General features: G+C 72.6%; 11 protein-coding genes. 2 read left to right on the top strand and 9 right to left on the bottom strand.

What is annotated here, in order from left to right; translation table 11 throughout:
- The 3 genes from B9S58_RS15945 to B9S58_RS15935 all read right to left on the bottom strand — a co-directional run.
- Window positions 1-1,270: choice-of-anchor A family protein (locus B9S58_RS15945; protein WP_258044594.1), on the bottom strand; the 1,270-nt coding region annotated here is incomplete at its 3' end.
- A 115-nt stretch (window positions 1,271-1,385) separates the two neighbouring features.
- A complete protein-coding gene (locus tag B9S58_RS15940) occupies window positions 1,386-2,384 on the bottom strand; it encodes an NAD-dependent epimerase/dehydratase family protein (protein ID WP_258044592.1) in 999 nt (332 codons plus the stop codon).
- 93 nt (window positions 2,385-2,477) lie between these two features.
- On the bottom strand, window positions 2,478-3,431 hold the full coding sequence (locus tag B9S58_RS15935) for a LysR family transcriptional regulator (protein ID WP_103532768.1): 954 nt from the start codon (window positions 3,429-3,431) through the stop codon (window positions 2,478-2,480).
- A 258-nt stretch (window positions 3,432-3,689) separates the two neighbouring features.
- On the opposite strand from B9S58_RS15935, the gene snpA reads away from it, so the two are divergent.
- Entirely contained in the window at window positions 3,690-4,352 is a 663-nt protein-coding gene (gene snpA / locus B9S58_RS15930) for a snapalysin (protein WP_103532767.1), read from the top strand.
- A 159-nt stretch (window positions 4,353-4,511) separates the two neighbouring features.
- On the opposite strand, the gene B9S58_RS15925 is transcribed toward snpA, so the two are convergent.
- From B9S58_RS15925 to B9S58_RS15900, 6 genes are all read right to left on the bottom strand, one after another.
- On the bottom strand, window positions 4,512-4,868 hold the full coding sequence (locus tag B9S58_RS15925) for a GntR family transcriptional regulator (RefSeq protein ID WP_103532766.1): 357 nt from the start codon (window positions 4,866-4,868) through the stop codon (window positions 4,512-4,514).
- Window positions 4,869-4,870: 2 nt separating this feature from the next.
- Window positions 4,871-5,836 carry a DUF1648 domain-containing protein gene (locus B9S58_RS15920; protein ID WP_103532765.1) on the bottom strand — a complete coding sequence of 322 codons (966 nt, stop codon included), beginning with the start codon at window positions 5,834-5,836 and terminating at the stop codon, window positions 4,871-4,873.
- A gap of 133 nt (window positions 5,837-5,969) precedes the next feature.
- Complete coding sequence (locus B9S58_RS15915) at window positions 5,970-6,638, bottom strand: DUF6304 family protein (protein ID WP_103532764.1); 669 nt, start codon at window positions 6,636-6,638, stop codon at window positions 5,970-5,972.
- Window positions 6,639-6,694: 56 nt separating this feature from the next.
- Complete coding sequence (locus B9S58_RS15910; RefSeq protein WP_103532763.1) at window positions 6,695-7,291, bottom strand: N-acetyltransferase; 597 nt, start codon at window positions 7,289-7,291, stop codon at window positions 6,695-6,697.
- Between the two features lie 88 nt (window positions 7,292-7,379).
- Window positions 7,380-8,423 carry a family 2 encapsulin nanocompartment cargo protein polyprenyl transferase gene (locus B9S58_RS15905; protein WP_103532762.1) on the bottom strand — a complete coding sequence of 348 codons (1,044 nt, stop codon included), beginning with the start codon at window positions 8,421-8,423 and terminating at the stop codon, window positions 7,380-7,382.
- Between the two features lie 91 nt (window positions 8,424-8,514).
- On the bottom strand, window positions 8,515-9,921 hold the full coding sequence (locus tag B9S58_RS15900) for a family 2B encapsulin nanocompartment shell protein (RefSeq protein WP_103532761.1): 1,407 nt from the start codon (window positions 9,919-9,921) through the stop codon (window positions 8,515-8,517).
- 176 nt (window positions 9,922-10,097) lie between these two features.
- Here B9S58_RS15900 and B9S58_RS15895 point away from each other — a divergent pair, with 176 nt between their 5' ends.
- Window positions 10,098-10,544 carry an Rrf2 family transcriptional regulator gene (locus B9S58_RS15895; protein ID WP_103532760.1) on the top strand — a complete coding sequence of 149 codons (447 nt, stop codon included), beginning with the start codon at window positions 10,098-10,100 and terminating at the stop codon, window positions 10,542-10,544.
- Window positions 10,545-10,555 lie beyond the last annotated feature (11 nt).

Raw genomic sequence — 10,555 nt, 5'->3', positions numbered from 1 at the left:
GCGTGGGATCCGTCGGCGTCGGCGTGGGGTCCGTCGGCGTCGGCGTCGGATCCGTGGGCGTGGGGGTCGGGTCTGTGGGCGTGGGGGTCGGCGTCGGATCCGTGGGCGTGGGGGTCGGATCCGTGGGCGTCGGCGTGGGATCCGTCGGCGTCGGCGTCGGATCCGTGGGCGTCGGCGTCGGATCCGTCGGCGTCGGTGTCGGGTCGGGTGTGCAGGTCGGCAGGTCGCCGTCGAAGGGGTACGCGTGGATCTCCTGGCCGCCCGACGCTCCCGCCGAGGTGTGGGTGAGCGAACCCGCCGTGTAGAAGCGGCCGTTGGTGCCGCCCATGCTGAGCACGGTGGTGCTCGTCGGCTGGCCGACCAGGACGCTGCCCTCGAACTGGGCCGGGCCGGTCAGCGACAGGTCGGTGGCGTCCGGGAAGTTCCACAGCAGGTGCTCGCGAAGGCCCTCGTTGGGGAACGAGCCCATGAACGTGGCGACGCTGCGGGCGCCGCCGTAGACGTTGACGAGGACGGTCGCACCTTCGGGGACGCCGTTGAACACGAACCCCGTGTTGCCGCCCGCCTCCGACTCCAGGTCCGCGTCCACGTCGAAGATCTGGATCGCGGACGTGCCGTCGCCGGTGAACGTCATGACGTCACCGGTCTTCACCCACGTGCCCGTCGCCTCCCGGTGCTCCTCGCCGTCGTACGCGTAGCAGTGGCTGGCTTCGGTGAGCTGCGGGCGCAGCTCGGTGTACGGGGCGGCCGCGTCCGCGTCGAAGCGCGGGGCGGTGGTGGGGTTCACCGTGCCCGTGAGCTCACCCGCGTACGCGACGCGGCCGGAGTGCGTGCCCTCCTCCGCGAGGAGACGCTCGCCGTCGGCGATCGTGACGTTCCCGCCCGCCGTCAGATAGTCGGAGCCGTCCGGCGGCGGTACCCGCGAACCGACGCCCGCGATGCCGACGTTGTAGACCTGCGAGACCCCGTCCCGCTTGTCCATGTCGAACCGGCCGAGGGTGACGACCTTTCCCTCCGCCTCGGCCGCCGCCTCCCGGACCAGGAAGTCGCCGCCGACGTAGACGTTGATATTGCTGTCGAAGTTGGTGACCGGGCCGTTGTTGGGGTCGTTCCAACTGGGCGGGCAGGAGCCGCCGAGGCAGGGTCCCAGTCCGCCCGGCAGCGGATCGGCACCTGCGGCCGGGGCCAGCACGCCCACCATCGCCGCGGCCGTGGCCACTGTCACTGCTGCCCGGATTGCGTTGCCGCGCCTGCGCGCCTTCTGTTCCATGCCGCGCAATATGCATGGTTAGCACTTCATCAGTTTGTATGACACGCCGCTCTTGTCCCCTTGTGTAGGCCTATAGGAGGGTTCTTCGCCGCGACACGCACACGAAAGCGGTGCGTCAGAGGCCCAGCAGCTTCGCCTCCAGCCGGGGTGCGAGGCCGACGGGCGGGCGGTCGGGACGGTGGGGCGCCGTGCCTCCCAGAGCGCGCAGCCAGCTCCAGGTGTCCGCGACGGTCTCCCCGACGGGGCGGCAGCGCAGCCCCGCGGCGTACGCCTTGGTGTGGTCGCCCCGGTAGAGCGTGTCGTACAGCTCGCCCGGCGGCAGCCAGACCGGCAGGTCGCTCCAGGGCTCGACCCCGGCGGCCAGCAGGACCTCCGGATCGGTCCAGCGCAGCTCGGCGTCGGACCCGGTGGCCGCCACGCAGGCCGCCAGCAGCTCGCCCATGGTCGCGTGGCCGGGACGGCTGACGGTGTTGTACGCGCCGTGCAGCCCGCCCGCCGCCGCGTCCAGGATCCACTCCGCCAGGTCCCGGGCGTCGATGTACTGGAGCTCCACCCCGGGCCGGCCGGGGGCGATCACCGGCCCGCCCCGGGCGATTCGCGACAGCCACCAGGGCAGCCGGCCGATGTTCTCCCCGGGGCCGATGATCAGCCCGGCCCGCGCCAGCAGGGCCCGGCCCCCGAAGGCGTCGAGGGCGGCCAGCTCACCGCCTCGCTTGGCCCGGGCGTAGGGCACGTCCCCGCCGTCGTCGGGCGAGGCGCCGGTCACCAGCGGGCCGTCCTCGTCGAGCCCGGCGGCGGCCGGGTAGGCGTACACCGAGCGGCTGGAGACGTACGTGCAGTGCCCGGCGCGGCCGGAGAGCAGCCGAGCGGTGTCCCGGACGGCGGACGGCGCACCGCTCCAGGTGTCGACGACCAGGTCCCAGTCCTGCCCGCTCTCCGCCAGCGCCGCGAGCCCGGCCGCGCCCGCGGTCCGGTCCCCGGTCAGCGCGCTGACGCCGGGCGGGGGTGCGTGGCGGCCGCGGTGGAACACCGTGACGTCCCAGCCCCGCTCCAGCGCCGCGTCAGTGACGGCCCGTCCGACGAACTCCGTACCGCCCAGCATCAGAAGCCTCATGGGACCACCCTGCCCGCCGGAAGGGGGCGGGGGAACACCAGCACGCTGTCAGCAGAACGGGGAACTTCCCGGCGCGGGCGGAACGGCGGAGGGTCAGGGCGTGCGGGCCAGCGGGGAGCAGTGGCGCAGCAGCCACTCGTGGTAGCCGCTCGCCCGACGCGCCGCGTCCCGGTAGGCGCCCTCCAGTTGCGCGTACACCACCTCGATGTCCGTGCCGGGCCGGGAGGCCAGGAGCAGCCGTACCGCGAGCGGGTCGCCCAGCAGCGGGCGGATCACCATGTCGTCGCGCGGGCCCGACGTCGGCTGGCAGGGTGCGACGGCCTCACCGAGCACGACGAGGGAGGCGGCGGTGAGGTAGTCGCCGTGCAGGACCGGCGGGTTCAGCCCGGCGGCGCCGAGCACGCGGCGCACCCCGTCCCACTCGCCGTCCACCGTCGGATCGACCATCCACGGGTCGCCCGCCAGGTCCCCGAGCTCCACCACACGACGGCGGGCGGCCGGATGGTCCCGGGACAGGGAGATGAACTGCGGTTCCCGGTCCACGAGTACGCGCTGCTCCAGGCCCTCCGGCAGCGCCAGCGGGCAGCCCTCCACCTCGTGCACGAAGGCGACGTCCAGGCGGCCCGCCTCGACCGAGCACAGCAGCGCGTGGGCGGAGACGTCGACCCGCAGGGAGATGTCGGTGCCGGGCAGGGCGACCCGCAGCCGGCGCAGCCAGCCGCCGATGACCCGGCTCGCGGTGGAGCCGATGCGCAGCCGGGAGCCGCGGGGCCGGGCGGCCTCCGCCTCCGCCAGCGCCTCGGCGACCAGGTCGCTCATGCCGTCGACGAGGGGGCGGGCCCGGCTCAGGACGGCCCGGCCCAGGGAGGTCGGCCGGCAGCCGGTGCGTTCGCGGCGGAAGAGTTCGGCGCCGAGCACGTTCTCGATCCGCCGGAGCTGGGTGGTCAGGGAGGGCTGGCTCACCCCGAGGCGACGGGCCGCCTGGTGCAGGCTGCCCGCGTCGGCGATGGCGCACAGCGCCCTGAGGTGCCTCACCTCCAGCTCCATGCAGCGGAGACTATGACCGCCGTCCGCCGTGCACCAGACGTCGCAACCCCACCAAACACCTGCAATTCAGAGCGTGTTGGGCAGCCGGACGGCCGCGCGTGTCGTTGTGGCGATTGGAGATAGGGCGACCCTATCCCCGTTTGACATCATTCCCGGCGGCAGTCGGCTCCACCACACTCTCCTCGTACCGCCCCCACACCCGGCCCCTCCTCGGGGCACCCCCAGGGCGTGGGTTCATCGGACAAGTAGGAGCCCCCCATGAGACACCTCAGGACCGCCATCGCCTCCGCTATCGCCGGGCTCGGTCTCGTCGCGACGCTCGGCACCGCACCCACCGTCGCCGCCGCGCCGGCCCCTGCCGCTCCCTCCGCATCCTCCGCATCCTCCGCCACCACCATCGCCGCGTACACCGGGTCGAGCGAGAACGCCGCGGCCAACCGGGCCTTCTACGACGCCGTCATGAAGTCCGTCGCCGAGAAGCGGGCCGCCAATCCGGGCGCGCTGGCGGTCACCGTGACCTACAACGCGTCCAGCGCTCCGAGCTTCCGCGGCCAGATAGCCCGCAGTACCCAGATCTGGAACAGCTCGGTCTCCAACGTCCGTCTCCAAGAGGGCTCCAACGCCGACTTCCGGTACTACGAGGGGAATGACTCCCGGGGCTCGTACGCGAGCACCGACGGGCACGGACGCGGCTACATCTTCCTGGACTACCGGCAGAACCAGCAGTACGACTCGACCCGCGTCACCACGCACGAGACCGGGCATGTGCTCGGCCTCCCGGACAACTACCGCGGTCCGTGCAGCGAGTTGATGTCCGGCGGCGGCCCCGGCCCGTCCTGCACCAACGCGATCCCGAACACCAACGAGCGGTCCCGGGTGAACTACCTGTGGCGGTACGGGTTCGCCGCCGCGACCTCCTGACACCGGCTCCACGCCCGGCAGCTCCCCTCAGGAGAGTCCGGCCGGTCCCGCGCCCCGGGACCGGCCCGCACCGCCCCGCACGGCGGAGGACCGTTCCGGCCGCGGAACGGTCCTCCGCGCGGTGCGCCCCGACCCCTGTCGGAAGTCGGGTGTCAGGTGTCAGGTGTCGAGTTCGGCACGGACCAGCGCCAGCAGTTCGTCCTCGGTCATGCCCAGGTCCCGGGCGTCCGCGACCGCCTCGCGGACCCGTTCCAGCAGCCGGGCCCGCTGCGGCGAGGCGCCCGCGGTGATCGCCGCGCCCCGTCCTCGGCGCAGCTCGATGAGCCCTTCCTCACGCAGCCGCTGGTAGCCGCGCAGCACCGTGTGGACGTTCACGCCGAGGGACTCGGCCAGCACCCGGGCGGCGGGCAGCCGCTCGCCCGGGGCCACCGCACCCTCGGCGACCGCATGCCGGACCGAGGCGGCGATCTGGTCCCCGAGCGGAACGGTGGAGGTCGGATCGACCCGGAAGAGCATGGTCAGCGCCCCGTCCGCTGCCGGTCGAGCAGCGTGTTGAGCAGGGCCGCGCCGGTGGCCGAGTCGTGCACGGTGACGGCGAACTCGCGGCCACTCGTCAGGCTGATGACCATGGCCTCGCCCGAGCGGGTGATGACACCGCTGCGCTCGGGGCGGACGCGGTAGCCCCATCCGCCGAACTCCGCGAGGGCGTTGACGTGATGGCTGTCCGCCCCCTCCATCCGCTCCAGCGGCACGCGCACCCGGGGCCGGGGCAGCAGACCGGAGACGGTCAGGCCGCGCCGGTCCACGGTGACGTGGGGGCGGCAGAAGGTGGCCGCCACCAGGGCGAGGAGCAGCAGCGGCACCCCGAGGAACCAGCTCTGCTCCCGGCCGACGGTGACGCCGGCCGCCAGGAACACCAGCACGGCGATCGGCGCCCACCACGCGCCGATCCCGCGCGTCCAGCCGGCCACCTCGCCGTCGGCGAGCGCGATCCGCTCCCGCACCGGCGCGTCCCCGCCGCGGGGGCCCTCCGGTGCGGGGACCAGCCGGGACAGCAGCACCCCGAGGGCTCCGGCGACGGCGGCCGCACCGAGGGCGACGGCGATGTGCCCGAGCGGGAAGCCGTCGGCCGGGCCGCCTTCGGGGGCGTCCACATTGACGAACAGGACGGCGATCAGCAGATAGCCGAGGAACGCGGCGCCGGCGAAGCCTCCGCCGATGAACCACCGGTGGGCCCGGCCGTAGAGCTTGCCGTTGACCGCGGTGAAGGCCCACGCGCCGAGCACGAGCAGCGATGTGACCGTGCAGAGGAGATGGGCCGTGCTGCCCAGGTACCCGTTGGTGGAGCCGCCGGCGTCGAAGTGGACGGCCGGCCGGGCGGGTAGGCGGTCCTTGACGGTGACGTACAGGACGAGGTCGACGAGGAGAGCGAGCACAGAAGGAAGGGCTGCGAGCGTTGCGCGGCCAAGGTTCTTGCTTGTCATGAAAACCTCCGTTGTTCGCACGCCAGTAGAACAACTAGGTGGGAGCGACAGGCAGACACGCCTCCGCCCCGTACCGGGATGCGGTACGGGGCGGAGGCGGACGACTTCGGCGGTGGTCGGGTCCCGGGCCGGATCAGGCGACTTCCAGCGGGAAGGCGCCCCGGTGGCCGGTGCCCGCACCGTCGGCCGGGCGCACCTCGAACTCGCGGCAGCTCCAGATCTCCTGGACGAACCCGGACCGCTGGTCCCACAGGTCCAGGACATCGTCCTCGCCCGCCGAGTCCCGGTAGGCGTCCTTCGCACCCCGGAAGCAGGCGAGACCGCCGGAAAGGCCCCGGCCGGGGGCCGGGAAGTAGTCGGAGAACGCACAGGCGATACAGGTCTGGATCCGGACACCGTCCGGGAGGATCCGCTGGACGGCGTCCAGGGCGGCGCCGAAGTCGCGCTCGGCGCGGGCCGATTCGTACACCGCGCCGTCCAGGTGGAGGGCGAGGTGGAGGTCCGGGTCGACCCGGCGCAGGGAGAGCAGGCAGCTGAGCGTGGCGTGGCGGAGCGCGCCCGCGACGAGGACGGGCAGCGGCAGGTCCCACTCCAGTACACAGTCGGTGAGCGCACCGTCGGCGAGGGCGAACATCCCGCTCTCCGGCGGTATACCGGCGACCGGCCCCAGGTCGTCGAAGCTCTCGCCCTCGAAGTCGACCCCTCTGATCCGGATCCGGAGCCGCTGTCCGTCCGTGGTGAGAACGACGGCGTCGGAACCCTTGTTGTCCCGGTACCAGCCGGCCCACGACTCATCTGTCATGAGCAGGGACTGTAGCCCCTGTCCCGGGTGGCTTCCGTGCCGCCCTCCGTGACGGTTCAACCCGCCTGCGGTTCCCGCCACATGGGGTACATCGGCGGGCCGTCCGGCAGGTCGACGGTGCGGCCGAGGAAGCGGAACCCGAGCCGCTCGTACAGCACCCGGCTCCGGGCGCTGCTGGCCTCCAGATAGGCCGGCAGTCCTTTCCGGTCGCAGCGCTCCAGCTCCACGCCGATCAGCTCCGCGCCGATGCCCTCCCCCTGGCGGTCGGGAGAGACGCCGATCATCAGGAGGTAGGCATGTGCACGGTCGTACGGGTGAACGGCTCCGGTGAGCCTGCCCACCAGTTCGCAGCGCTCGTTGTCGGGGTCGGCGGTCCGCCGCATCAGGGCGGGCGTGGGGTCCTCCTCCTCGGGGGCCCCTGCGGGCACCGGCAGCCACAGGGCCACCGCGGCCTTGTCCTCGGCGATGTCGATACGGCCCTCGGCGAGGGCGCAGTCGACGAAGACGCCGAGGAACTTTCCGTGCACCGCACGCCGGTGCGCCTCGTCGGGGAACACCCAGCTGCTGACCGGGTCGTGGTGGAACGCCTCTTCCATGACCGAGACGACCAGCTCCCGGTCGCGCTCCTGCGCCTGCTGAATCCGTATGCCCATGACCGGCTGCCGCCCTCCCTTTCCGCGTTCCTCAACCAACCTCCGGAATACTAGAGTTGAGAAGGCCGCGCCGGTCACACCAGGTGGGTCAGCTGGTCCGGCGGGTGACGAATTCGGCCAGCGCCAGCAGGTCCCCCGCCGCGCTCGGGTCGGGAACGGCCCGGGAGAGGTGGTGGACCGCGCGGGCCATCCGGTCGGCCGCGCAGACCTGGGCCCAGTCCCGGCCGCCGGCCCGGTCCACCGCGTCGGCCGCCCGGTTCACCGCGCCGGAGGTGGCCATGGGCCCCCGGTAGAGCGCGGCGAGCTCGGCGGCGGCCGGGGTGCCCGAGGTGAGGGCGGCGACCACGGGCAGCGACTTCTTGTGGGCGGCCAGGTCGGCCCCGACGGGCTTGCCGGTGCGGTCCGGGTCGCCCCAGATGCCGATCAGGTCGTCGATGAGCTGGAACGAGAGGCCCGCCTCCCGTCCGAAGCCGTCCATCGCGCGGACCGCCCGGTCCTCCGCCCCGGCGTAGAGGGCTCCGAGCGCACAGGCGCAGCCGAGCAGCGCGCCGGTCTTGGCGGTGGCCATGGCGAGGCATTCGTCGAGCGTGACCTCGTCGGGGCCGCGTTCCTCGAAGGCGCAGTCCGCCTGCTGGCCCGCGCACAGCTCGATGACGCAGGAGGAGAGGCGGGCGGCGGCGCCGGCGGCCGCCGGGTGCGTGTCCTCGGCCAGCAGCCGCTGGGCGAGGGCGAGCATCGCGTCGCCGGTGATGATGGCGTCCGGGATGCCGAAGACCGCCCAGGCGGTGGGCCGGTGCCTGCGGGTGGTGTCCTCGTCGATGACGTCGTCGTGGAGCAGGGTGAAGTTGTGGGCGAGCTCGACGGCGACGGCGGCCCGGACCGCGCGTTCCGGATCGCCGCCCAGCGCGCGGGCGGCGGCGAGCACGAGGGCCGGCCTGATGGCCTTCCCGGCCTGGCCGACGGCAGGGGTTCCGTCGGCGTTCTCCCAGCCGAAGTGGTACATCGCGATGCGGCGTATGCCGCCGGGCAGCGACTCCACGGCCGACCGCAGATGCGGGTCGACGACGGCACGGGTGCGCTCCAGGAGCGCCGCGGCCTCGTGCCCTTCCGTCACTGCGTCCGTACTGGTCATGGTCACGGTCACTCCCTGGGGCGAGGCGATGGGTGCGGGGCCCGGGGGCCCGGGCGGCTGCGGCCGCCCGGGCCCCCGGGGTGACTCGGAGTCAGCGCCAGCGGCTGACCTCGACGTTCTCCAGCACTCCGAGGGCGTCCGGCACCAGGATGGCGGCGGAGTAGTACGCCGTCACGAGGTAGGAGATGATCGCCTGCTCGTCGATCCCCATGAAGCGGACCGAGAGACTCGGCTCGATCTCGTCGGGGATGCCGGTCTGCTGGAGGCCGATGACACCCTGCTCGGCCTCTCCGGTCCTCATGCAGATGATGGACGTGGTGCGGGCATCGGTGACGGGGATCTTGTTGGACGGGAAGATCGGCACCCCGCGCCAGGCGGGCACGTGGTGGCCGCCGATGTCGACGCTCTCCGGGACGAGTCCGCGCCGGTTGCACTCGCGGCCGAAGGCGGCGATGGCCTTCGGGTGGGCGAGGAAGAGCTTCGATCCACGGCGGCGCGAGAGCAGCTCGTCCATGTCGTCCGGGCTGGGCGCCCCGTCGTGCGGCTGGAGCCGCTGCCCGTAGTCGCAGTTGTTGAGCAGTCCGAACTCCCGGTTGTTGATCAGCTCGTGCTCCTGGCGCTCGCGCAGCGCCTCGACCGTGAGCCGCAACTGCTGCTCGGTCTGGTTCATCGGCTGGTTGTAGAGATCGGCGACCCTGCTGTGCACCTTCAGCACCGTCTGCGCGACGCTCAGTTCGTACTCGCGGGGCGCCGCGTCGTAGTCGACGAAGGTGTGCGGGACGAGCGCCTCCCCCACATGGCCGGCGGAGAGGTCGATCGCCGCCTCGCCGTAGTGGTTGGTCCGCTGGTGCGGGATGGAGAGCAGACCGGCGAGGTGGCCGTGCAGCGATTCGGCGCGCTCCGCGAGGTTGTACACGTCGGCACGGCTCAGGGTGAGGAGCGTGCACGGGGTGACCGCGCGGGCGGTGTACTCCCAGACGGCGTCGCCGTCGATCAGGCTCCGGTCGCCGAAGTACGCTCCGTCGGCGAGGACTCCGAGCTCCGTCTCGTCGCCGTAGGGTCCGGCCCCGATCTTCTCGATCCTGCCGTGCGCCAGCAGGAAGACCCGGTCCGCCGCGTCCCCCGAGGCGGCGAGCACCTCCCCCGCGGCCACGTCCCGCTGCTCGCACCTGCGGGCGAGCTCGGCGAGGACCTCCTCGTCCCCGAAATCACGCAGAGCGGGCAGTTCCCCCAGCTCGGCGGGGATCACGGCCACGCGGTCCCCGGTCTGGACGAACGTCACCCGGCCGTCACCGACCGAATAGCTGAGCCGACGGTTCACCCGGTACGTGCCGCCCTGTACCTGCACCCACGGCAGCATCTTCAGCAGCCACCGCGAGGTGATCTCCTGCATCTGCGGCGCGGATTTGGTGGTCGTCGCGAGGTTCCGCGCAGCTGCCGTCCCCAGACTCTGCTGCGGCGGCGCCTGCGTGTCGCGAACCTCTTCACCAACGGACATCTGACGTCCTTTCGATCATGGGCTGACCTGCGTGCAAAAGCCTTTCAGCAGGAGGGCCGGGCCGCCATTACACAAAAGAGTGCGACTAATCCGCCTGCAGGCGGGGCACGTTGATCCCTGTCGCCGAGCGGACCGCTTAATTTGCATCCTCCATGCCATTTATCTACGGTGGGCTCATGCGGCTGACGAGATTCACCGACGTGGCACTCCGCGTCCTCATGCGACTGGCGGTCGCCGAGGACCAGGCGCCACCGACCACCCGCGAGGTGGCGGCCACCATGCGGGTGCCGTACACGCACACCGCGAAGGTCGTCGCACGGCTCCAGCACCTCGGCCTCCTCGACGCCCGTCGCGGCCGGGGCGGCGGACTCACCCTGACCTCCGCCGGCCACTCCGCGTCGATCGGTTCACTGGTGCGGGAACTGGAGGGGCCGGAGGAGGTCGTCGAGTGCGAGGGCGGCACCCCCTGCCCGCTCCGCTCGGCCTGCCGACTGCGCGGGGCTCTGCGCGGAGCCCAGGAGGCCTTCTACGCGTCACTGGACCCGATCACCGTCACCGACCTCGTCGCCTCACCCACCGGCCCGCTACTGCTGGGCATCGGCAGTGGACCGCCGCCCGACTGACCCCGCCCGCG

Origin of the sequence: Streptomyces sp. SM11, assembly GCF_002910905.1 — a bacterium.
Lineage (GTDB): Bacteria > Actinomycetota > Actinomycetes > Streptomycetales > Streptomycetaceae > Streptomyces.
Note: the sequence above shows the minus strand (reverse complement) of the source record. Positions and strands in the feature narration are given on the sequence as shown.